We start from the raw sequence: 22489 nt of genomic DNA, 5'->3' as shown, positions 1-22489 counted from the left end.
CACCGTTTCTCTTATGACAGAATCCAACAGCAGAGCTAAGCTCATTGAAAGTAAGGAAAAAATAGACGATTCAGCTAAGGTTAGGTATGAAGAGTAAAGACAATTCATGATTGCGTTGAATCGCGCTATATGGATTAAGCTATGATGATGCGAGCAAGAGCGTTAATGTATCGATATCATCTTGGTTTGGAGACTGCTGACGCTTTAAGTTATGCCTTATTCGCTCGGCAACTAAAGAAACGTCTTTATTAGCATCAGGGGTGACTTGAGCAATAATCGCTGAAATAGCCTCTAGCGCTTCGTTGAGATGACCATTATCTAGAGCAACATAGAAGTTTAGTAGCCACTTTTCCGCATCAAGGATATCCGTTGTATTATCACCAAAGTCCGACTGGTATTGGTATAACCGTGCTGCATGGAGATATAACGCATCATTTAATTCAGACTCCACAATTGGTTTCGCAATTATGTGGTCGGCCCCTACATTTATCATGCGCTCTTGTGTTTCTTTGAATACATCCGCTGTGCAGCCAAAGATCAGTACCGACTTTACAGGCGAACTCATCGCTCGAATGGCTGATATTGCCCCAACACCATCAAGAACAGGCATATGATTGTCCATTAATATCAAATCAAATGACTGAACGGCCACCTCATCGACGGCAAGCTGACCATTTTCAACACTTGTGCACTCAAAGCCTTTGGCTCTTAGGAAAGTTTCCATAATGATCGCATTTGTTCGGTTGTCTTCGACAATGAGCGCTTTCAAACCTTTGCAATTCAGCTTATGTGCATTGACTGCTTCCACTTTCCCAGGCTCACAAGGCGTAAGCGCGATCTCGACGGTAAAGGTTGTCCCGACATTCTCTTGACTCTGCACAATCACATGCCCTCCCATATGCTCGGCAATTTCTTTTACTATCGCCAAACCAAGCCCTGTACCACCAAACCGCCTAGTCGTCGAGGACTCCGCTTGTTCAAAAGGACGGAAAATGCGTTTTTGCGCTTCTTGAGAAATACCGATACCGGTATCTTTCACCGCGAGAATAAGCTTGGTACCTGCCTTGCTCGATTTCTCGGTCAGCTCTACCTCTACGATGCCTCGGTCGGTGAACTTGACAGCGTTGTTTAGTAGGTTAAACAATACTTGGCGCAGACGGGCTTTGTCATTGTTGTACCAGCGCCCTGTTGGTAAATGAGACACGACTCTAAAGCGAAGGCCTTTTTCTGCACATAGTGTTTGATAAACACTTTTTATGCTGCCGATGATCGACTCAATTGGGAAAGGCGTATTTTCGAATTCAACATGTCCTTGCTCAATTTTTGAGTAATCTAAAATCTCATTAAGTAACGTCATCATATGATCACCTGAGTCATAAAGTGTTCTCAGGTGCTTACGTTGATCATCGGTGAGTGGCGTTTTTAACAATATCTGAGCGGTTCCTAATACACCGTTCATTGGCGTACGAATTTCATGGGATAATGTGGCTAAAAATGCCGTTTTAGCGTTCGTCGAAGCTTGGGCTTTTATTCTCTCTTGCTCTAGATAGATGGTTTTTTCATTGAACTTCTCGATGAGCTGTCCAATTTCATCTTCGCTATCGTAGTCAATGTCTATGATCCCGCCAGTTTTCGAGTCATCAATCTTAGCGGCAATACGGACAATCGGTTCGACAATGTAACGATTCAGCAAGTAATACCCGACCAATACACACAAGAGTAAGAATGGAATGATCCTCCCCTCAACACTCATGACTTGTTCAAACACTTGATCGGCTACTTTAGCTTTCGCGTTGACAACTTCCATGCGCCAATCGAACTCTCCAAAATCAAGCTCACTGACATAAATTTCGTCTGTTAGTTGGAAGTTGTGCTCAATAATCACGTTCGATTCAGCATCGCGAACCACCACACCTAAAGAATGCAGGTTCGTGTGCTCTCGAATAAACTGAAAAAGTGCATCAAGTGATAAGTCTACCGTTACAACGCCAGCGAATTGACCGTTTTGATAATATGGGGAAGACGCAGTAATCATCTGAACCTGAGTAAAAGTGTCGATATAAACCGTAGACCAACTCACAGAACCAACTGGCGCGTCAGCAGCTGCCTTATACCATGGTTCATTATCATAGCCGCCAGATTCAGGATTATTGTAGGAGTGAATTTGGTCAATACCGCCATGACTGTTTTTATTGAAGAATAGGCTTTTATATCGCCATTGTTCAGCTTTGAGTTCTGGTTTAGGCCATACGCCACCACTGACGAGCATCTCATCACTCAATTGGAGAATATGCGGAATTGTCGTGTTGAGAGATTGAATATTTTCAGTCCCCTGGGCGAGTCCTGCAAGGCTACTCAATACACCGGTAGAGCTAAGGAGAGGCTCTTTAATCTCTAGAGCAAGGAGTTGGGTGCGTAACTCTAGGTTTTGCTCTAGCTTTTGCCTAACCGGAGGCTCGACAACCAAATAGGCAACAGAACCAATCGTTGCGATAAAGAAACACAGGTACAGTGTCAGGGCGAGAATGCTTTTTTTTCTAAGTGATGAGCGAATTTCCATAGATGTCTGTGAATCATTCCCTAATATCGATTTATCACAAATTGATTGGTAAGATGAGCGCAATCAACCAGCCCATTAACAAATGGTATTCTATTTTGAAACTACAAGACATCCTTTCTCTCCCAGAACTTGACGGTAAACTACTAAACCTAGCAAAAACTCAAGGCTTTGTAACAGCGATGGCTGCAGCGCCAAACGTATTAATGCCTCAAGAGTGGTTGCCATTCTTATGGGGTGGTGAAGAAACAGCGCCATTTACTGACGGTGAGCAACTAGAGCAATACATTGATGAGATTGTGCAAATGTGGAACCAAACTCGTCCTGCTCTCCTAGAAGGATCTTGGCAGTGGCCTGAGGGATGCGCGTTAGATGAACAAGATATCGTAACAAGCCAGACCCGTGATTTCTGTGAAGGTGTATTACAAGGTTGGCAACTTGCTCGTGATGACTGGGAAACGCTAATGCCAGAGGACAGCGAAGATAATGCTCTGCTCGGCGGTGTTTTGCTTTCTCTTACGATGCTTTACGATCCAGAAACGACCATTGAAACGTTGGCAGAACAAGGCATGGAAGGCTTAGAACAGTTTGAAGAGATCTTCAATGCCATGCCAGTGATGCTATGTGGTCTTACTCAGCGCGGTGTTGCATTAGCTGAAGAACAATAAGACACAACGCTGTCGACCATCAAGATTGAACCGCTGAATAGACAAAAGCTCTCTGGATGGAGAGCTTTTTTGATCATGTTAAAATCACATGTGGAATATATCGCGCCATATCTTGCGTGACTAAGCTAGTGTCTTCCCGAATCGAAATCCCAGCGGCTCTATCGTTGACTAGCCAACTGCCAATTAACGTATGGCTTTGCCCAAACTTGGGTAACGGACGATACTGCTGGACGATATTGAATTTAGATTCATAAGGCCCTGCCGTTTTGAGTATGCGTTTCCCACCTTTGACGATCTCAATATTTGCGCCTTCTCGAGAGAATAGTGGTTTGATTACATAGTCTTTCAAACCGTTCGCTTTTGAATTGTTAGCAAAATAGGCAGGTAAAAGATTAGGATGATTCGGAAAGCGCTCCCACAATAACGGTAAAAGTGCTTTGTTGGATAGAATCGACTTCCACATGGGTTCTAACCAATTCACTTTCGCGGTCGCTAAGTATTTCGCATATTCCTCTTCAAACATAAACTCCCACGGATAAAGCTTGAACATCCAACGAATCGCTCTGTCATCTGCATCCACGAACTGACCATCTTCCGTCGCACCAATATCTTCGACATAAACAAACGCCGTCGCTAACCCAGCTTCGCGCGCGCAATCTTCTAAATACTGGACAGTCCCTTTATCTTCTTCAGTGTATTTACAGCAGCTAAAGTGAAGGGTTTGCCCGGGTTGATATTTGGCTATCTCGGAAAAACGCTCAATCAAAAAGTCTTGAAGAATGTTGAATTGATCCGCGCTCTGGTGAATTAGACCTTTATTTACAACATCCTCTAACCACACCCACTGCCAAAAACCCGTTTCAAACAGGCTGGTCGGCGTATCCGCATTGTTCTCCAGTAACTTAGCTGGCGAAGTTCCGTTGTATGCAAAATCCAGACGCGAATAGAGTGAGGGTTCATTTCGGTGCCACGAAGAAGCAACCTGCTCCCACATAAATTCAGGGATCGCACATTGCGTCAGCAACCTCTCACTCCGAACTACTTCATCCACAATAGCCAGACACATCTGATGCAGCTCTTCAGTGGGCGCTTCAATATCGTTCTCTATTTGCTCAAGCGTGAATTGATAGTAAGCACTCTCATCCCAATACGGTTGGTCATACATGGAATGGAAGCCAAAACCAAACTGGCGTGCTAAATCACGCCAGTTTTCTCGTTCTTGTATTTCTCGTCGAAACATAGTGCTTATTAACCGCCTCGGCTGACCGATACCGCTTTACCAAACCCGCCTCGAGACATTGCTCTACCAATAGTTCCGCCACCACGTTTATTTAGGTTACTGGTCGCAACCTTCGTCGGCTGATTACGATAGGAACCAAAAAATTGTCCGGCACCATTATAGAATTTGGATTTATAGCGATACATTGGTTCAGAGTAATAGCTCTTGTTGTAACCTTTCAAACCGCTCAGTGCGCGACTGTAAAAGAAGCCCCCAAAGTGAGGCACATAAGCTCGGGAACTGGAACTGTAGTAACAATCGTCTTCGTAAAAATCATTTTCACATTCGAACTCATTGTTGTAGCGAGGGGCATTTCGTTCGGCGCGAGCCAAAGCTTCTTGATAAGCAATATCGCACTGCTCACTGAACTCTGGCGAGTTTGATTTGCATTCATCAGCGTCAGAAAAAATGTAGCCTTCGGTTTTCGATTCTTGTGTCGCCAAGAAGAAAATACCGCCAAAAGCAGCAAAGGGAATAATTTTCCCAAGCTTTAAACTTTTGTCCATGGAAGAACGTTTAACGTTAGAACTCCGCTTCATCATTCCTCCTAGTACGTCATACAAGCGGCATTTAATACGCCGACCGATATAGAAACAGCGGCTAATACAATACCGGCAGGCAGCTCATCTTTTTCGATACGCTCAGTCACTTTTGGAAGTAAAACAAAACGTACAATCGCAAATGCAATAATCTGCGCCAGCATTGCAACAACGCCCCATACCATAAAATCGACAATGTTGACTGAGTTTTTTGCAGCCCCCGAAATCGCAATACAATAACCAAGAAATGCGCCACTTAGTGCAATCGCTGCCGCTGTATTTTGCTTTTCTTTGATCAGGTGCCATTCATCGTAAGGCGTAAGCTTGACGTAGATGAACTTAAACGCCAAAACGAAAATAATAGAAACAGAAAAATAGAGTAAAAAGTTGGGAAAACCTGCTAACAGGTCAGCAATCATGTACATTATTGTTCCTTGTTCATTTCTTTCCATGCAAAATCTTCAATACGTTCATCTGCAATGTAAAACAGCTTGGTACTCGGTGGTACTTCTGCATCTAAATCTGGGTTGAGTTGGATACCATGGCCAATGTCAAAAGCAATTAGCGTGGCATGATGACGTCTTTTGAGAAAAACAAAGAGACTCTCAACAGTAGTTACTGGCAGCCTTTCAGGATAAATAACCGAGTATTGAGTCATGCCTCGTGTTGAAGCTAATAGCTCTTGGTGAAGTGCACTTGAGCCTGGATCTACCGCCGCTTTTGCCAACATTTCTGCGCCAACAGCAGGTATGCATTCCGCTTTAGGACAGTGTTGACTTAAAAGACGGCCTAACGCCTCATCTTTAAAGTAAGCGACCAAATGTGCGGAAGGATTCACAGAAGCACAGTACAGCGCGGCTGACAGCGTGATATCGTCCGAGAGGTTATCAACAATAACGCAAGCTGCTTCAGCAATATTGGCGTTTTTCATCTCTTGTGAATCCGTGTAGCTGGTCACTTTGATAAAACTGATCTCGCCTGGCAACGGGTTTTCTATTTCTGAACGGCTGCATAAAACAATCGGACGCTTCCCCTCTTCTTCATGTTGTAACATGCGAATAAGGTGCATCGTTCTCGATCCATTCCAACCCAACAATACAATATGGTTTTCCACTCTTACTCTCCGTTTTCCTAAAATACCCGCTCGCCAGTAATCCATCGCTGCTCCAGCGACACGTCCCAATAATGCAGCGAATAGGCTCAAACCGCCTGGGATCACAAACAGAACAACAACCCATTTACCCAAATCTGTCACTGGAGAATGATCGCCATAGCCAACCGTACTCGCCGTAACCATAAGGTAATAGATAAAGTTAGAGAAGCTGTCTGTTAATGCGGTTTCACCAGCGAGAATGAGCAGCCCCCAAGAAAGGCTCACATACAAGCCACTAAAGATGAGAAGACTTCGGTTGCTCAATTTAAAAAGGTGTGAACTAAGCCACTTTTTAACTACTAACCACACCGCCATAAATTTATGACCTCGATATTCATTGATTACATCAATAGTAACTCATTGATAGTAAGACACAAAAAAACCAGCCATATTCGGCTGGTTTTTGAGATTTACTTTCAGTTACGCCTAATTTTTAAGCATTACCTTTCACTTGCATATTTAGCTGCTCAGCAAAGTCCAACATACGATTTAACGGAATGAGCGATTTAACACGCAATTCTTCATCAACAAAGATCTCGTGTTCTTCACCGCCTTCGCTAAGCGCTTTCTCTATCGCTTTCAAACCGTTCATTGCCATCCAAGGGCAGTGTGCGCAGCTACGGCATGTTGCGCCAGCACCTGCGGTTGGAGCTTCGATAAGTTCTTTCTCTGGCACAAGTTGCTGCATTTTAAAGAAAATGCCTTTGTCTGTCGCAACGATCATTTGTTTGTGAGGAAGCGCTTTCGCTGCTTTGATCAGTTGACTCGTTGATCCAACGGCATCGGCAAGTTCAACCACGCTTGCTGGTGATTCAGGGTGAACCAAAATAGCCGCATCTGGATACACGCTCTTCATTTTGCGTAGCGCATCAGCAGAAAACTCATCATGAACCACACACTCACCTTGCCATAGCAGCATGTCTGCGCCAGTTTTATTAGCGATGTACGATCCTAGGTGACGGTCTGGTCCCCAGATGATTGGCTTGTCTTCAGCGTCTAAGTGTTCCACGATTTCAAGCGCAATACTTGATGTAACGACCCAATCGGCACGAGCTTTAACAGCGGCAGACGTATTTGCATAAACCACAACCGTGTGATCAGGGTGAGCATCACAGAACTCACTGAACTTATCCGCTGGGCAGCCAAGATCGAGCGAACATTCCGCTTCCAACGTTGGCATTAGAATTCGCTTTTCTGGTGTTAGGATTTTGGCCGACTCGCCCATAAAGCGAACACCGCCAATGATCAGTGTGCTTGCAGGATGACGATTACCAAACTTCGCCATTTCCAACGAGTCACCAACAAAACCACCCGTTTCTTCCGCTAGGGCTTGAATCTCAGGATCGGTATAATAGTGTGCGATAAGTACCGCATCCTTTTCTTTTAGCAGCTTTTTAATGCGCTCAATGTAAGACGCTTTTTCTTCTTCGCTTAATGGAACTGGCTTCGGTGGGAATGGGTAAACAGTGTCGATTTTATCTAATATATGGCTCATTGCTCTTGCTCTACGCAATTTCCTTTAATCCGAGTATTGTAACCTCGTTAATTTTCAAAAACCAACTTGTCGCGGGGATTTCTAGCTATCTAGCCGTATATCTTTGTTACAGGTAGCACTTCTGATTGAAAGGATCCGTTGCAAGATGGGGGTAAAAGGCTCGATACCATTCCTCTCGATTTATTCGATCACCACCGATAAAGAAACGAAAAAGAAAAAGGAAGCCGAAGCTTCCTTTTTAAAACATAACGTCTTACAGCTTAGAGCTGGCAAGTTTTGCAGATGCACTACCTGGGTATTCATCAACCACTTGTTGGTAGTACTTTTTCGCTTGAGCTGCATTGTTATTACGCTCAGCGATTTCACCTAACTTGAGCAAAGCATCGGCTCGCTTATTGGAGTCTTTATAAGACACCACCGCAGCAAAGCTCTTTACAGCATCTTTGTCCTGCTTCTTAGCGAAGTACAATTGGCCTAGCCAATAGTGAGAATTCGCTGAGTATGTGGAGTCAGGATAATCTTTCTGGAACTGCTGGAACGCTGCAATTGCGCCAGTGTAGTCACGTTTCTTGAGAATGAGGTCGACTGCATTTTGGTATGCCGTTTGCTCATCAACATTTGGTGTGTACTGACCACCTGTTTTAGCCGGTTTCGCATCTTGCGCAGGCGCGGATTTGATTTCTCCACGCACACGATCTAGCTCGACAAACAACTCTCGTTGACGTTGCAACATTTGCTTCATTTCGTAGCTATTTCGCTCTAATTGACCACGTAATTCACTGATCTCTTGTGACATTTGGTCAATTTGCTGTTGCATTTGGAGCTGAACGCGATTGCGGTTTTGTAGCAAGCGCTCTAGACGCTCTACTTCCGTTTCAGATGAACGGCTCTTAGAGACGGATGATGTGCTGTTGAGATCGGATACTGGAGCTGGTGCAGCGAACGCAAAGTTCGCTGCACTTGCCAGTAACGTAAGCGCAACAGCGCGCTTAGTGTTACTGAACATGAGGATTACCTCGAATTAGTATACTAAAACCGCGCGACGGTTCTTAGCGTAAACTTCATCTGATTGACCTAGAAGAAGTGGCTTCTCTTCACCGTAGCTAACGATTGAGATTTGGTCAGCTTGAACACCTAGTGCTTGCAGGTAGTTCGCTACTGCTTGTGCACGACGCTCACCAAGAGCGATGTTGTACTCAGGAGTACCACGCTCATCAGCGTGACCTTCGATAGTTACGTTAAGTGCTGGGTTCTTGCTTAGGTAAGAAGCATGAGCTGCAAGCATCTCTTCGTAATCTGCTGCAATTGTTGAGTTATCAAAAGCAAAGTAGATTGTTTGAGTTTCACGTAGCGCTTGCTCTTTTAGCTCTTGCTCTGTTAGCTGACCGCTTTGATCAATTGGCGTAGCTACTGTTGTTTCAACTGCGCCATTGTTGTTTGTTGCTGCACCAGTGTTAGAAGCAGCGTCGTCGCTTGAACTACACGCTGTAACAGCCATTACAGGAAGCGCGATTAGTAGCCCTTTTAGAACCTTGTTCAGTTGCATCTTATTTTCCTTTATTAATCAAACTTATTACTACAAAAACGGTGACCATGCAGGCGCTCTAACACGCCCATTTGTTGCCGGTAATCTAGCTTTGAATCGACCATCAATTGACACCATCGATAGTACGTTTTTCTTGTTGTAAATCGAGCTATACACAACCATGCCACCGTTTGGGGCAATACTAGGAGACTCATCAAGCAAGGTCTTAGTTAAGACTTGAAGAGCACCAGTTTCCAAATCTTGTTTCGCCAAGTTAAATCCTGCGTTGCTGCGGTTCACCATTACTAGGAATCGCCCATCAGGAGTAATCTGGCCACCCAAATTTTGGCTGCCTTGCCAAGTCAAACGGTCAATAGAACCGCTGCCCAAATTTACTTGATAAATCTGTGGTTTACCACCCCTATCCGATGTGAAAATCAACGATTTTCCATCTGGATGCCAGAACGGTTCAGTATTATTTGATCTGCCACGCGTAATTTGCGTCAGCTTGCGAGTGTTAAGATCGAACGTGTAAACATGAAGCGAGCCTGTCTTAGAGAGAACAATCGCTAACTTATTGCCGTCAGGCGAAAATCTTGGCGCACCATTATGACGTGGGTATGAAGTAATCTTCTCACGCTCACCGGTGTAGATGTTCATGATAAAGATTTCTGCTTGACCATTTTGGAAGCTAACATACGCAAGCTTTTTACCATCTGGCGACCATGCTGGTGACATTAATGGTTGCTTAGAACGTAAAACCAAGCGCTCGTTGTAACCATCGTAATCAGCCACACGAAGTTGGTAAGGGAAACGGTCTTTATCATTCACCACCACGTATGCAATACGGGTCATGAAGGCACCACGGTCACCCGTTAACTGCTCATACACCAAATCAGAGATGCGGTGAGCGTACTCACGCATGCGAGGGCCTTGAACGGTCGCGACCTTATTGAACAGCACATGATCTTTTGACAGTACTAATTCGCCATCGCTACCAAGCGCTTTACTTTTCCCGCCCGTTAGCTGGCCACGCACAATATCAACAAGTTGGTAGTTGATAACGTAATCACCTTGAGCATTTTGTTTGATTGAGCCAGTCAGCAGAGCATCTACACCTAAATTAGTCCAGGCATCAAAATTGACTTCTGATTCACTGAACGGAGTTTGTGGCATCTTGCTCGTTGGAACGGGGCTGAACTTACCACTGCGTTGCAAATCCGAGGCAATAACAGCAGAAATATCCGTTGGAAGCGCTTTAGTGCCCTCCCACTTAAACGGAACAACAGCAATTGGTCGTGCTGAATCAATACCATCGGTAATGACCAACTCTAATGCGGCATTCGCCACATTTGTCATACTGCTAAACAGTACAAACATTCCTAGTAAAAGGCGTCTAATCACGTCTTATTCCTTTTAGTCCAAAGCAACAGTTATGTTGATGTCTTTTAGTCTTTCGTTTACCGCAGCTTCTGAAGATTTAGGGAACGTCCCTACCTGAGCTATCGCTCGCTTCGCCGCTGCACATACTCGAGTATCGCCACTCAAAACGGTAACACCAGAGACCATCATATCAGTTCCTGTCGGAATCAATTTGATGTTTACCCTACACTCCTTTCCCAGCAAGTAGTCATCCTTAATCAACTTTTGCTGAATATTTTGAGTATAGATGGATGACATTCGAGAAAGTTCGTCGTCAATAAATTGATTTCGAGCAGCACTATTTTTACTAACCTCATCCTCAAGGCCTGCAAAAATATCATCTAGCGCGGCTTCTTGCGCTTTACGCTCGCGCTCTGCACGTTCCGCAGCTTCTCTCGCTTTGCGCTCTCGCTCTGCCGCCTCTTTTGCCGCTTTCTCTTTTGCGATGCGCTCTTGTTCAGCTTTTTCAGCGGCTTCACGCTCACGACGTGCTTTTTCTTCCGCTTCTTTTGCCGCCTTTTCACGAGCTAGACGTTCTTGCTCAGCTTTTGCTATAGCCGCTTCTTTCGCTAAACGCTCCTGCTCAGCTTTACGCACAGCTTCTTCTTTTGCCTTACGCTCTTTCTCTAGCTTAGCAGCTCGCTCTTTTTCTTTGCGAACACGTTCTTCTTCCTGCTTGCGCTCTTGTTCTTTTTTCTTACGTGCAGCTTCTGCTTCTCGTGCCGCTTGAGCATCTTTCGCTTGCTGTTCTTTCAACTTGCGAATTTGCTCTTCTTCAGCTTTACGGTTTTTTTCTAGCTGCTCTGCTTCGCGTCTCAGTTTATCAAGACGCTCTTGTTCTTTTTTTGCTGCCTTTTCACGTTGCTGGCGAATTTCTTTCGCTTGTTGCTGCACAAGTTTTGGATCGATGACAACAGCTTGAACCATTTGCCCTGTAGGCTCTGGTTTAGACATGTTGAAGTCCGTCCCCCAAAGCAGGGCTGCAACGAGAATTGCATGCAAACCAACCGATATTGCTATCGGTTTGGCGTATTGGTTGGGTTTCTTCTTGTGATCTTTCATAGATAATTGATGTCTATTCCCTGATATCGGTCATTAGACCTACCTTAGGGATACCAGCTCGACTTAGTTCATCCAGTAATAGGACAACATCGGCATATGGTGTTGCCGCGTCGCCACCTACCGCAACTGGTGAATCTGGCTTAACCTCTCGCTCCGCTTTCACTCGCACAATAACATCTTGCAACGACAAACCTCGCTGAACTTCTTCATCGTTTACGCTTAGGCCTAAATTACCCTCGCTATCAATTTCGATGATGATAAAACTACTGTCAGTTTCGCCAGCAAGGTCTTGCATAGATTCAGCGGTCGATGTTTTCGGAAGATCAACATCGACGCCTTGAGTCACAAATGGAGCGGTCGCCATAAAAATGATCAACAGTACGAGCATTACGTCGATATACGGAACAACGTTGATCTCCGCTGTCATTTTTCGCTTTTTAGGTTGATAACCCGCCATGCTTTATTCCTTATCCGCGCTGTCTCGGCCAGCCATCGCTTGACGATGAAGGATGCTGTGGAATTCTTCAGAAAATGTTGCGTAAGTGTGCTCTAGTTTGCTCACTTTATTGCTTAGGCGGTTGTAGGCCATTACAGCCGGGATAGCCGCAAATAGACCCATCGCTGTCGCGATCAATGCCTCGGCGATACCCGGTGCAACCATAGACAACGTAGCTTGTTTTACTTCACCCAACGCAATAAAAGCGTGCATGATGCCCCAAACGGTACCAAATAGGCCGATGTAAGGACTGATAGAACCGACTGTCGCTAAGAACGGTAAGCTTGTTTCTAGTTCATCAACTTCACGAGAGACAGCAACGCGCATTGCGCGGCCAGTGCCTTCCATGATGTACGCTGGTGAGTTTGCGTTGCTCTTACGTAGACGAGCAAACTCCGTGAAACCTGCGTAAAAAATTTCTTCTGTGCCTTCAATTTCGTCTTTACGCGCTTTTACTTTTTGGTAAAGCTGAGAAAGATCAGTACCCGACCAGAATTTGTCTTCAAACTGCTCTGCATTCTTTGACGCTTGAGAAAGCACTTTGCTGCGCTTGATGATCATTGCCCATGACACAATTGACATGCCAAGCAACGTCAGCATCACAAGCTTTACCAACAGACTAGCCTGAAGAAAGAGATCTAAAATGGAAATATCAGCAGTCACTATTTGTTAGCTCCGAATTTATAAAGGTTGGAATAGCTATTGGTTTCATTTTCTTATTATCGATACATGCTACCTTAACAGAGGCCTTGCACAATATCTTGCCTTGATCATTGACCAACTCTTGACAGAATTGCAGGGAAGCACGTTTTATTTCTGACACTCGGGTTAATACTGTCAAATGCTCGTCCAGCCTTGCACCTTGGTTGAAATCAATATCCATGTGTCGGACAACAAAGCCGATATTTTGTTCCAATAACACATGTTGAGAAATGCCTTTAGCACGTAACATTTCTGTCCGCGCGCGCTCAAAGAATTTTAGATAATTAGAATGATATACAACGCCGCCCGCATCGGTGTCTTCATAGTACACGGTGATCGGCCAGCGAAAGAGATTTGATGTGCCTTGCAAGGGAGTCCCAATATATTCAATTCTTTAAAGTAATTACTATAACTGAAGCGACAGCAATTGGTACCGAGCTAAGGGAATATTTTTGAAATTTGTAGAAAAAATAAAAGCTAGGCGAAATACCTAGCTTTTATTCGATGATTTAGTAACCGACTTTATTACAGCGTATTTCAGCCTAAAAGAAATAAAGTGCCGTTAAATAAATTAAGATAGCTAACGAAAAATAGGGACTAAACAAAACTTGCCAGTACCAGTTTCTCGGTTTGAAGCCCACACCGTAAACCATGCTTGAGCATACAGACCAAATCAGTGCCGGTGCAATGATTGAGTTAAAACCACCAATCGCTTGATGATAAGCTTCAGGATCCCACATCACCAATCCTACGTGCATAAAGCCAATGATGAGAGATAAGACTCTTAACAGAGTCTTATCCATCGGAGCGTGAAGTTGCGCTACCTTATCAGCGAGATTACTCACTGTCTTTATCCATCATTTCTGAGTGCTCTAACCAAAGAGCGTTGATGATACCGAATGCACAAGCAAGTAGTACACCTAGAATCCATGCGAAATACCACATAGTAAATGCTCCTTAGTAAAGTGAGTTTTTGTTGTCTTCAATGTACTGATCATCAAGGCGACCAAACATCTTGTAGTAAGTCCAAGACGTGTAACCAAGGATGATTGGTACCATAACAAACGCAACGCCTGTCATTAGGTTCAGAGTCAGTTCAGATGACGTTGCATCCCACATTGTTAAGCTGTGGCTTGGCATTAAGTCTGAAGGCATGATGAATGGGAACATCGCAAAGCCTGCAGTAAAGATAACGCCAGCAACACCCAGACTTGAAGTAATGAACGAAATCGCACATTTTTCAAGACGAGATGCCAATACGGCAAGAAGCGGCATTGCGACACCTAGTACAGGAGCAGCCCATAGTAGTGGGTAGTTTTCAAAATTCTTCATCCACGCACCAGCTTCACGGATTACCTCTTTGTTTAGAGGGTTAGAAGCTGCATTAGTGTCGATACCGCCAACAATGACGTAACCATCAATATTTTGGATCCAGAAACCAGCAGCTACAAACGCTGCAACCGTCAGTAAACCAGCCAACTGAGCAACGTTGCGAGCACGCACATGCACTTCGCCCGTTGTTTTCATTTGTAGCCAAGTCGAACCTTGCATCAAAATCATGAACAAACTAACTAAGCCACACAGCAGTGCAAATGGGTTTAGAAGACCAAAGAATGAGCCATGGTATGTTGGCATCAAGAACTCACTCAATTGGAATGGTACACCCTGTAGTAGGTTGCCAAACGCTACACCAAAGATGATTGGTGGAACAAAGCCACTGATTGAGATACAGATATCCCAGGTATTACGCCACTTTGGATCTTCGATTTTAGAGCGGTAGTCTAGGCCCAGAGGACGAAGCCATAGCGCTGCTAGTGTCAAAATCATCGCTAAGTAGAAGCCTGAAAATGACGTTGCATAAACCAAAGGCCAAGCTGCAAACAATGCACCACCAGCAGTGATAAGCCAAACTTGGTTACCATCCCAGTGAGGGGCTATTGAGTTAATCATGACGCGACGTTGCGTGTCGTTTTTACCGATAATAGGTACAAGCGCGCCTACACCCATATCGAAACCGTCTGTTACTGCAAAACCAACTAGTAGAACACCGATTAGTACCCACCAGATGAGTCGCAAGATTTCGTAATCAAACATCTTGTTATCTCCTTACCTTACGCTTCTACTTGGCGACTAACTTTGTCTTCAACAGAGTCAGCATTTTGCTCGAAGTGGTAGCGACCCGTTTTCAGGCTACTTGGACCTTTACGAGCGAATTTCAACATTAGGTAAACTTCTGCAACCAGGAATACCGTGTATAGCGCCAGAATTGCGAATAGTGAAGTCCAGATTTCACCTGCAGTTAGTGCAGAAGCTGCAACATGCACTGGTAAAATTTCACCTACAGCCCAAGGCTGACGGCCGTACTCAGCGACGAACCAACCCGCTTCAATCGCAATCCACGGTAGTGGGATGCTGAATAGTGCAGCTTTAAGAATCCATTGTTTCTGTTCGATCTTCTGACGACACGTTTGAACAAATGCAGCACCGAAAACGAATAGCATGATGAAACCACAAGCAACCATGATACGGAATGACCAGAATAGCGGCCATACTGTTGGGATTGAGTCATCCGCAGCAGCTTGGATTTGCTCTTCTGTCGCATCAACAACATTGTCTGTGTAGCGTTTTAGAAGTAGACCGTAACCTAGGTCACCCTTCACTTCATCAAACGCAGTCATGTTTTCTTCTGACTTGTCGCCCGCACGAAGCTTCTCAAGAAGTTCATAAGCGTACATACCGTCACGAATACGATCGACGTGCTCATCACGTAGGTCACGAAGACCTGTTACTTGCTCATCAAAAGAACGTGTCGCGATGATACCCATTACGTAAGGGATCTTGATTGCGTAATCTGTGTGCATGGTTTCTTGGTTAGGAACACCAAACAACGTAAACGCTGCTGGAGCTGGTTCTGTGTGCCACTCTGCTTCAATTGCAGCAAGCTTCACTTTTTGAACTTCACCAAGCTCGTAGCCAGATTCATCGCCAAGAACGATGGTAGATAAGATAGCCGCAATACCGAAAGAAGCAGCGATAGCAAATGAACGACGAGCAAACGCAATGTCACGACCTTTTAATAGGTAGTATGAACTGATGCCTAGAATAAACATTGCGCCACAAGTGTAACCAGAAGCAACCGTATGCACGAACTTAACCTGAGCAACTGGGTTTAGTACAACTTCAGAGAAGCTTACCATTTCCATTCGCATGGTTTCGAAGTTGAAGTCCGCGCCTACTGGGTTTTGCATCCAGCCATTTGCGATAAGAATCCAAAGTGCAGAGAAGTTAGAGCCCAGCGCCACAAGCCAAGTAACCGCTAAGTGTTGACGTTTAGATAGACGATCCCACCCGAAGAAGAATAGACCAACAAAAGTTGACTCCAGGAAGAATGCGACAAGGGCTTCGATCGCTAGCGGCGCACCGAAGATGTCACCTACATAGTGGGAGTAGTAAGACCAGTTCGTACCAAACTGGAATTCCATGGTAAGGCCTGTCGCCACACCAAGTGCAAAGTTAATACCGAATAGCTTACCCCAGAACTTGGTCATGTCCTTGTAGATTTGCTTGTTCGTCATTACGTACATCGATTCCATAATGGCCAGAAGGAAGGCCATACCAAGGGTCAATGGTACGAATAGGAAGTGATACATCGCTGTCAGTGCAAACTGCAACCGCGATAGATCAACTACGTCAATCATGGTAACTCCTATGTGTCGGCTGAATGACACTCTCTACATATTGCAATCCATACTCAAGTGTTATTTACACTTGAAAAATGTTGAATTATCACAACTCATTGTTGCAAAAATGTGCTTCATTGGTTAGTTAATTGTTAAGCATCAGCTAATATAGCTAGGGCTAATATTACTTGTAAAAACAGATTGTTTCAAAAGGTTTATAGCCGGAATGCGCTTTGATATACATCAATGTTTATGCGCGGAATTTGCACAAAAATCCATCACATTGATCCAGATCAACCAGTATTAGATACGGATGTTAAGAGAGAGTAATCAGGAGAGAAATTAACCAGTTGCGAGCAAACATAGAGTTAACAATCAATGCTTTTTACTTACTAAACTGATATGAGAAGAAATTCAAAAAATGTGAGTTTGGTCAACTTTAATGAAGCACTGGGCCGCAAAGGCCCAGCGAGGGAATCTTATTTTTCAATTCCGAAATGCAAATACGCACGATCTGTCGCGATTCTTCCACGCGGAGTGCGTTGTAAATAACCTTGCTGAATAAGATAAGGCTCAAGAACGTCTTCGATAGTATCCTTTTCTTCACCAATCGCTGCCGCCATGTTATCGAGTCCGACCGGACCACCACCAAATTTCTCCATAATTGCGAGTAGCAGTTTGCGGTCCATATAATCGAAACCTTCGGCGTCCACATCAAGCATATTCAGCGCTTTGTCGGCAACCTCTGCACAAATGTGACCATTTCCCTTCACTTCCGCATAATCGCGAACACGACGTAGTAGACGGTTAGCAATACGTGGTGTGCCACGTGCACGTCTTGCCACTTCCAAGGCGCCTTCAGGTTCCATTGACAAACCTAAACAATCCGCGCTGCGCTGCACAATATCTTGTAGGTCTTTTATCTTATAAAACTCAAGACGCTGAGTAATACCAAAACGGTCTCGTAATGGTGACGTTAAAGAGCCTGCTCGGGTCGTTGCACCAATCAAAGTAAACGGCGGCAAATCGATCTTAATAGAACGAGCGGCCGGACCTTCACCGATCATAATATCCAGTTGATAATCTTCCATCGCCGGATACAGCACCTCTTCAACCATCGGGCTCAAGCGGTGAATCTCATCGATGAACAACACATCGTTTTCTTCTAGATTAGTTAACAGCGCGGCCAAATCCCCAGCTTTCTCAAGTACAGGGCCCGAAGTGGTGCGAATGTTCACTTCCATTTCATTGGCAACGATATTCGCAAGTGTGGTTTTACCCAAACCAGGAGGACCAAAAATCAAAAGGTGATCAAGTGCTTCGCTACGTAACTGAGCAGCTTTAATGAAGATCTCCATTTGGTCACGAACGTGGTCCTGACCTTGGTAATCCGCCAACTTCTTTGGTCGAATAGCACGGTCAATGACATCTTCATCACGAAAGGCAGGGTTTTCTGGAGCGATTAAACGATCGGCTTCAATCATCTTTTTACCTTGAAAAATGGTTACCTGAGAGAATAATGCCGCTCGTTTAACAGCAAGTGGCATATTTCTGTATCTCGTCATCCTGTACAGCGACGAAGGAGCGTGATACAGGATCTTCTATCCGAGCGGTTTATGGTCAAATTGTTTCATTAACCGCTCAGCGTGCTGCTATTAGATTCCCAGTCTCGCTAGGCTCGCTGGAATGACACAAAAAATATCGTTAAGCGATTGGCGTTAACCTTAGAGAATGAGTTATCTTGAACAAATGCTCACTGTGAAACCAGCGTTACACCATTGATTTTAGAGCTTCACGGATCATTTGCTCACTGCTCATGTCCGGTTTAGCAATTTGAGACACCACTTTCGATGCCTGAGTAGGCTTGTACCCCAAAGCAAGCAACGCACTGATTGCCTCTTCTTCAGCGCTGTTTGAGTCAGACGCACGAGAGTCTGCAGGAGCCGCGTCCGTAAATGGCGTAAACAAGTCACCAGCACCCCACCCTTTCAAGCGGTCTTTCATTTCAACAACCAAACGCTCTGCGGTTTTCTTACCAACGCCTGGAAGCTTAACTAGGGTAGAAACGTCTTCATGTTCCACACAAGTAACAAATTGGCTTGCTGTCATACCAGAGAGAATACCAAGGCCCAGTTTAGGACCAACGCCATTGGCTTTGATCACTTCACGGAAAAGTGCGCGTTCTTTTACTGTGTTGAAACCGTATAGCAATTGTGCATCTTCACGGACGACAAAGTGAGTATAAATAATGGCTTCTTCGCCAACATTTGGCAGCTCGTAAAAACAGCTCATTGGCATCTGGACTTCATAACCAATGCCATTAACTTCAATTAATACTTCAGGTGGTTGTTTTTCAATCAGTGTGCCACGAAGACGTCCAATCACTATAAATACTCTTTGGAAATGAATTTGCGACAGGATAATAAAGAACTGGATAGACATCCAGTTAATTTTATCGGTAGCGCCCTTTTCTGGCACTGGTTGCTTTGCCCGCTAAGGCAACGAGGGTTTTGTTCGTATTGGCATGACAAATCGCCACACCTAAAGCATCGGCTGCATCCGCTTGAGGCTTGGCGGGCAGTTTAAGCATCTGCTGAACCATATGTTGAACTTGCGTTTTGTCCGCACCACCAGTACCGACTACAGCTTGCTTAATAAGACGCGCGGCGTATTCGTATACCGGCAACTCTGCATTCACCGCAGCAACAATTGCGCTGCCACGAGCCTGGCCAAGCTTTAATGCTGAATCCGCATTTTTAGCCATAAACACTTGTTCAATCGCAAATACGTCCGGTTGAAACTGAGTAATGATTTCCGTGACGCCAGCGTAAATCTGCTTAAGACGGCCCGGAAGTTCTTTTTCTGAAGTACGAATACAGCCACTACCAAGGTATTGCAAATGGCGTCCATTTTGACGAATGACCCCATAACCGGTAATGCGTGAACCTGGGTCAATGCCCAAAATAATTGACATGAATGTTCCTAAAAATGAGGCCGAATGCGACCTCAATTTCTTATTATTACTTTCTAATTTCGGAGCGAATACCGCTCACTGCACATTGAGTTTACTCTAGAGAGGCTGCAACGTCCTCAGAGATGTCACCGTTGTGATAAACCTCCTGAACATCGTCCAGATCTTCTAAAGCGTCAATCAAACGAAGCAGTTTTGGCGCAGTGTCCACATCCAGTTCTGCTTTCGTTGAAGGGATAAGCGACACTTCGGCGTTCTCCGCCTCAAAACCTGCAGCATCAAGGGCATCTTTTACGAGTCCAAAATCGCTTGGCGCGGTGTAAACATCAATCGAGCCATCTTCTGATGTTTCGATGTCATCAGCGCCACTTTCTAAGGCCACTTCCATCACCGCATCTTCATCTAAACCTGGGGCGTATGAGATCACGCCTTTCTTGTCGAAAAGATAGTTTACACTACCATCCGTACCCAGATTGCCGCCAGACTTCGAGAACGCATGGCGTACGCCAGATACTGTGCGATTTCGGTTATCCGTCATACATTCGACCATGACCGCAGTGCCACCCGGACCATAACCTTCATAGATTACGGTTTCCATATTGTCATCGCCTTCACCACCAGCACCTCGGCTGACAGCGCGGTTGACAGTGTCACGTGTCATGTTGTTAGACAGTGCTTTATCAATTGCTGCTCGCAAACGTGGGTTATTTTCTGGCTCACCGCCCCCCTCTTTTGCCGCAACAACGATTTCACGGATTAATTTAGTAAAGATTTTGCCGCGCTTCGCATCTTGCGCTGCTTTACGGTGACGAATATTCGCCCATTTACTATGACCAGCCATAATTCACCTTTTAATGTATTTTGACGCTTAATAACAAAACATGTTCTAAAAGCGTTGCTTGGGAAATTGCTTTGGAAGTTTCTTGGGTTTATTTAAACAAAAACTCCCGCAGTTGCGGGAGTTTTCTTCAAATGTTGTGCGCTTATTCTGCGTCTTTTTCTTTCGCTGCAGTTACTGCGATTGCTAGCTCTTCTAGCGCTGCTGGGTTCGCAATACTTGGTGCGTCTGTTAGTAGACACGCCGCTGCTGTTGTTTTAGGGAACGCGATAACATCACGGATGTTCTCTGTGCCACATAGCAGCATTACTAGACGGTCTAGACCAAATGCAAGACCAGCATGTGGAGGCGTACCGAATTTCAGCGCATCAAGCAGGAAGCCGAACTTAAGCTGTTGCTCTTCAGGTGTGATGCCTAGAATATCAAATACGGCTTCTTGCATATCTGCGTTGTGGATACGAACAGAACCGCCGCCAACTTCGTAACCATTTAGAACCATATCGTAAGCGTTAGAGTTTGCCGCAGCTGGGTTCGCTTTTAGCTCTTCCGCAGTCACACCTAGAGGTGACGTGAATGGGTGGTGCATCGCGTGTAGGTTGCCTTCGTCATCTTCTTCGAACATTGGGAAGTCAACAACCCATAGTGGAGCCCATGCAGATTCGTCAGTTAGCTCTAGGTCTTTACCTAGCTTCAGACGCAGTGCACCCATTGCTTCTGCAACGATGCCCGCTTTATCAGCGCCAAATAGGATGATATCACCAGATTCCGCTTGAGTGCGATCTAGGATAGCGTTGATCACGTCTTCGTTTAGGAATTTAGCTACTGGAGATTGGATACCTTCCATGCCTGCAGCACGGTCGTTAACCTTCATCCAAGCTAGACCTTTCGCACCGTAGATACCAACGAATTCGCCGTAGCCATCAATTTGCTTACGAGTCAAAGATGCACCACCTGGAACGCGAATAACGGCAACGCGGCCTTTCTCGTCGTTTGCTGGGCCAGAGAATACTTTGAACTCAACGTCTTTCACTAGGTCAGCAACGTCTACTAGCTCTAGTGGGTTACGTAGGTCTGGCTTGTCAGAACCGAAACGGCGAATCGCTTCGCTGAATGGCATTACTGGGAACTGACCTAGGTCTACGTTTAGTAGCTCTTGCCACATATCGCGAACCATGTTTTCCGTCACTTCACGTACTTGGTCAGCCGTCATGAATGACGTTTCGATATCGATCTGAGTGAATTCTGGTTGACGGTCAGCACGTAAGTCTTCATCACGGAAACACTTAACGATTTGGTAGTAACGGTCAAAACCAGACATCATTAGAAGCTGTTTGAATAGCTGTGGAGACTGAGGAAGCGCGTAGAAGCTGCCTTTGTGAACACGGCTAGGTACTAGGTAGTCACGCGCGCCTTCTGGTGTCGCTTTCGTTAGTACTGGTGTTTCGATATCTAGGAAGCCGTTGTCATCTAGGAAACGACGAACAAAGCTAGACGCTTTAGCACGTAGCTTGATGCGATCGCTCATTTCAGGACGACGAAGGTCTAGGTAACGGTATTTTAGACGTTGCTCTTCAGAGTTCTTTTGGTTGAAGTCTAAAGGCAAAACGTCACTGCGGTTGATGATTTCAAGACCTGTAGCAAGGATCTCAACTTCACCTGTTGCCATGTCTTTGTTTGCTTGGCTTTCTGGACGAACGCGTACTTCACCCGTTAGTTTGATACAGAATTCATTACGAAGTGTGTTAGCCACTTCATACGCTTCCGCCATATCTGGATCAACAACTACCTGAACGATACCTTCGCGATCTCGCATATCAATAAAAATAAGACCGCCTAAATCACGACGACGGTTAACCCAGCCGCAAAGTTCTACAGTTTGTCCTGCAAGGGACTTGTTCAGGTGACCACAGTAATGGGTACGCATAATGAAATTCCCAATCTCTCAAATGTTGTTAACTACGCTCTGTCAGCCTCATTGCCAAGCAGAGTAAAGATTCAGTTATACGCTGAATGTCCACGAAAATCGACTACTCAACATACAATTAAGTGTGTTTTATCATTCACTGGTGCTTTTTAGTACAACAAATGTTCAAAAGCGCACC

The 22489-nt window shown here is 45.0% G+C and carries 23 protein-coding genes; 1 reads left to right on the top strand and 22 read right to left on the bottom strand.

The features are described 5' to 3' along the window. Nucleotides 1-139 precede the first annotated feature (139 nt). Nucleotides 140-2560, bottom strand: a complete 2421-nt coding sequence (locus ACHFJ9_RS13395; protein ID WP_395357093.1) for an ATP-binding protein — start codon at nt 2558-2560, stop codon at nt 140-142. Between the two features lie 53 nt (nt 2561-2613). Between ACHFJ9_RS13395 and ACHFJ9_RS13390 the strand changes: the two genes are divergently transcribed. Further along, nucleotides 2614-3225 (top strand): YecA family protein, encoded by a 612-nt coding sequence (locus ACHFJ9_RS13390; RefSeq protein ID WP_005390772.1) that lies wholly within the window; start codon nt 2614-2616, stop codon nt 3223-3225. Between the two features lie 73 nt (nt 3226-3298). Here ACHFJ9_RS13390 and ACHFJ9_RS13385 read toward each other — a convergent pair whose 3' ends face one another. From ACHFJ9_RS13385 to aspS, 21 genes are all read right to left on the bottom strand, one after another. Continuing rightward, nucleotides 3299-4465, bottom strand: coding sequence for a glutathionylspermidine synthase family protein (locus ACHFJ9_RS13385; protein ID WP_237311867.1), 1167 nt, complete (start codon nt 4463-4465; stop codon nt 3299-3301). An 8-nt stretch (nt 4466-4473) separates the two neighbouring features. Further along, a complete protein-coding gene (locus ACHFJ9_RS13380) occupies nt 4474-5043 on the bottom strand; it encodes a DUF1190 domain-containing protein (RefSeq protein WP_104971479.1) in 570 nt (189 codons plus the stop codon). A gap of 8 nt (nt 5044-5051) precedes the next feature. Further along, on the bottom strand, nt 5052-5468 hold the full coding sequence (locus ACHFJ9_RS13375; RefSeq protein ID WP_167426746.1) for a DUF350 domain-containing protein: 417 nt from the start codon (nt 5466-5468) through the stop codon (nt 5052-5054). Further along, on the bottom strand, nt 5468-6511 hold the full coding sequence (locus ACHFJ9_RS13370; RefSeq protein WP_104974285.1) for a potassium channel protein: 1044 nt from the start codon (nt 6509-6511) through the stop codon (nt 5468-5470). Before ACHFJ9_RS13370 ends, ACHFJ9_RS13375 begins: the two co-directional genes overlap by 1 nt. Nucleotides 6512-6629: 118 nt before the next feature. Further along, nucleotides 6630-7691, bottom strand: a complete 1062-nt coding sequence (gene nadA, locus ACHFJ9_RS13365) for a quinolinate synthase NadA (protein ID WP_005390762.1) — start codon at nt 7689-7691, stop codon at nt 6630-6632. 253 nt (nt 7692-7944) lie between these two features. Further along, entirely contained in the window at nt 7945-8697 is a 753-nt protein-coding gene (gene ybgF / locus ACHFJ9_RS13360) for a tol-pal system protein YbgF (protein ID WP_047008561.1), read from the bottom strand. Between the two features lie 15 nt (nt 8698-8712). Continuing rightward, nucleotides 8713-9237, bottom strand: a complete 525-nt coding sequence (gene pal / locus ACHFJ9_RS13355) for a peptidoglycan-associated lipoprotein Pal (protein WP_005378293.1) — start codon at nt 9235-9237, stop codon at nt 8713-8715. A gap of 30 nt (nt 9238-9267) precedes the next feature. Further along, nucleotides 9268-10620, bottom strand: a complete 1353-nt coding sequence (gene tolB / locus ACHFJ9_RS13350; RefSeq protein WP_104969247.1) for a Tol-Pal system beta propeller repeat protein TolB — start codon at nt 10618-10620, stop codon at nt 9268-9270. Between the two features lie 12 nt (nt 10621-10632). Then, nucleotides 10633-11700, bottom strand: a complete 1068-nt coding sequence (gene tolA, locus ACHFJ9_RS13345; protein WP_053807177.1) for a cell envelope integrity protein TolA — start codon at nt 11698-11700, stop codon at nt 10633-10635. Between the two features lie 13 nt (nt 11701-11713). Then, on the bottom strand, nt 11714-12157 hold the full coding sequence (locus ACHFJ9_RS13340; protein WP_005378298.1) for an ExbD/TolR family protein: 444 nt from the start codon (nt 12155-12157) through the stop codon (nt 11714-11716). Between the two features lie 3 nt (nt 12158-12160). After that, entirely contained in the window at nt 12161-12859 is a 699-nt protein-coding gene (gene tolQ, locus ACHFJ9_RS13335) for a protein TolQ (RefSeq protein ID WP_005378301.1), read from the bottom strand. Beyond that, the gene (gene ybgC, locus ACHFJ9_RS13330) at nt 12849-13268 is read right to left on the bottom strand and encodes a tol-pal system-associated acyl-CoA thioesterase (RefSeq protein ID WP_012841975.1); all 420 of its coding nucleotides are present in this window, start codon (nt 13266-13268) and stop codon (nt 12849-12851) included. The genes tolQ and ybgC overlap by 11 nt, the downstream gene beginning before the upstream one ends. Nucleotides 13269-13440: 172 nt before the next feature. Next, nucleotides 13441-13743, bottom strand: a complete 303-nt coding sequence (gene ybgE, locus ACHFJ9_RS13325) for a cyd operon protein YbgE (RefSeq protein WP_395357087.1) — start codon at nt 13741-13743, stop codon at nt 13441-13443. Further along, on the bottom strand, nt 13736-13843 hold the full coding sequence (cydX, locus tag ACHFJ9_RS13320; protein ID WP_000270284.1) for a cytochrome bd-I oxidase subunit CydX: 108 nt from the start codon (nt 13841-13843) through the stop codon (nt 13736-13738). Before cydX ends, ybgE begins: the two co-directional genes overlap by 8 nt. A gap of 12 nt (nt 13844-13855) precedes the next feature. Beyond that, a complete protein-coding gene (cydB, locus tag ACHFJ9_RS13315; RefSeq protein ID WP_006742909.1) occupies nt 13856-14992 on the bottom strand; it encodes a cytochrome d ubiquinol oxidase subunit II in 1137 nt (378 codons plus the stop codon). Nucleotides 14993-15009: 17 nt separating this feature from the next. Further along, nucleotides 15010-16596 (bottom strand): cytochrome ubiquinol oxidase subunit I, encoded by a 1587-nt coding sequence (cydA, locus tag ACHFJ9_RS13310; RefSeq protein WP_104971476.1) that lies wholly within the window; start codon nt 16594-16596, stop codon nt 15010-15012. A gap of 461 nt (nt 16597-17057) precedes the next feature. After that, the gene (ruvB, locus tag ACHFJ9_RS13305) at nt 17058-18062 is read right to left on the bottom strand and encodes a Holliday junction branch migration DNA helicase RuvB (RefSeq protein ID WP_031780162.1); all 1005 of its coding nucleotides are present in this window, start codon (nt 18060-18062) and stop codon (nt 17058-17060) included. A 286-nt stretch (nt 18063-18348) separates the two neighbouring features. After that, the gene (ruvA, locus tag ACHFJ9_RS13300; protein ID WP_134646931.1) at nt 18349-18963 is read right to left on the bottom strand and encodes a Holliday junction branch migration protein RuvA; all 615 of its coding nucleotides are present in this window, start codon (nt 18961-18963) and stop codon (nt 18349-18351) included. Between the two features lie 67 nt (nt 18964-19030). Then, complete coding sequence (ruvC, locus tag ACHFJ9_RS13295) at nt 19031-19552, bottom strand: crossover junction endodeoxyribonuclease RuvC (protein WP_395357084.1); 522 nt, start codon at nt 19550-19552, stop codon at nt 19031-19033. Nucleotides 19553-19643: 91 nt separating this feature from the next. Continuing rightward, nucleotides 19644-20390, bottom strand: coding sequence for a YebC/PmpR family DNA-binding transcriptional regulator (locus tag ACHFJ9_RS13290; protein ID WP_395357082.1), 747 nt, complete (start codon nt 20388-20390; stop codon nt 19644-19646). 142 nt (nt 20391-20532) lie between these two features. Continuing rightward, nucleotides 20533-22311, bottom strand: a complete 1779-nt coding sequence (aspS, locus tag ACHFJ9_RS13285) for an aspartate--tRNA ligase (protein ID WP_139059947.1) — start codon at nt 22309-22311, stop codon at nt 20533-20535. Nucleotides 22312-22489: the final 178 nt, after the last annotated feature.

This window comes from Vibrio sp. D3, assembly GCF_043995865.1.
In the GTDB taxonomy this organism is placed as follows: domain Bacteria; phylum Pseudomonadota; class Gammaproteobacteria; order Enterobacterales; family Vibrionaceae; genus Vibrio; species Vibrio diabolicus.
This window is presented reverse-complemented; position numbering and strand designations above follow the sequence as displayed.

Excerpts from the sequence above, each read along its gene's own strand:
- ACHFJ9_RS13395 (WP_395357093.1), bottom strand. The coding sequence starts at position 2,560 with ATGGAAATTCGCTCATCACTTAGAAAAAAAAGCATTCTCGCCCTGACA.
- ACHFJ9_RS13390 (WP_005390772.1), top strand. The coding sequence starts at position 2,614 with ATGAGCGCAATCAACCAGCCCATTAACAAATGGTATTCTATTTTGAAA.
- ACHFJ9_RS13385 (WP_237311867.1), bottom strand. The coding sequence starts at position 4,465 with ATGTTTCGACGAGAAATACAAGAACGAGAAAACTGGCGTGATTTAGCA.
- ACHFJ9_RS13380 (WP_104971479.1), bottom strand. The coding sequence starts at position 5,043 with ATGAAGCGGAGTTCTAACGTTAAACGTTCTTCCATGGACAAAAGTTTA.
- ACHFJ9_RS13375 (WP_167426746.1), bottom strand. The coding sequence starts at position 5,468 with ATGTACATGATTGCTGACCTGTTAGCAGGTTTTCCCAACTTTTTACTC.
- ACHFJ9_RS13370 (WP_104974285.1), bottom strand. The coding sequence starts at position 6,511 with ATGGCGGTGTGGTTAGTAGTTAAAAAGTGGCTTAGTTCACACCTTTTT.
- nadA (WP_005390762.1), bottom strand. The coding sequence starts at position 7,691 with ATGAGCCATATATTAGATAAAATCGACACTGTTTACCCATTCCCACCG.
- ybgF (WP_047008561.1), bottom strand. The coding sequence starts at position 8,697 with ATGTTCAGTAACACTAAGCGCGCTGTTGCGCTTACGTTACTGGCAAGT.
- pal (WP_005378293.1), bottom strand. The coding sequence starts at position 9,237 with ATGCAACTGAACAAGGTTCTAAAAGGGCTACTAATCGCGCTTCCTGTA.
- tolA (WP_053807177.1), bottom strand. The coding sequence starts at position 11,700 with ATGAAAGATCACAAGAAGAAACCCAACCAATACGCCAAACCGATAGCA.
- ACHFJ9_RS13340 (WP_005378298.1), bottom strand. The coding sequence starts at position 12,157 with ATGGCGGGTTATCAACCTAAAAAGCGAAAAATGACAGCGGAGATCAAC.
- cydX (WP_000270284.1), bottom strand. The coding sequence starts at position 13,843 with ATGTGGTATTTCGCATGGATTCTAGGTGTACTACTTGCTTGTGCATTC.
- cydB (WP_006742909.1), bottom strand. The coding sequence starts at position 14,992 with ATGTTTGATTACGAAATCTTGCGACTCATCTGGTGGGTACTAATCGGT.
- cydA (WP_104971476.1), bottom strand. The coding sequence starts at position 16,596 with ATGATTGACGTAGTTGATCTATCGCGGTTGCAGTTTGCACTGACAGCG.
- ruvB (WP_031780162.1), bottom strand. The coding sequence starts at position 18,062 with ATGATTGAAGCCGATCGTTTAATCGCTCCAGAAAACCCTGCCTTTCGT.
- ruvC (WP_395357084.1), bottom strand. The coding sequence starts at position 19,552 with ATGTCAATTATTTTGGGCATTGACCCAGGTTCACGCATTACCGGTTAT.
- ACHFJ9_RS13290 (WP_395357082.1), bottom strand. The coding sequence starts at position 20,390 with ATGGCTGGTCATAGTAAATGGGCGAATATTCGTCACCGTAAAGCAGCG.
- aspS (WP_139059947.1), bottom strand. The coding sequence starts at position 22,311 with ATGCGTACCCATTACTGTGGTCACCTGAACAAGTCCCTTGCAGGACAA.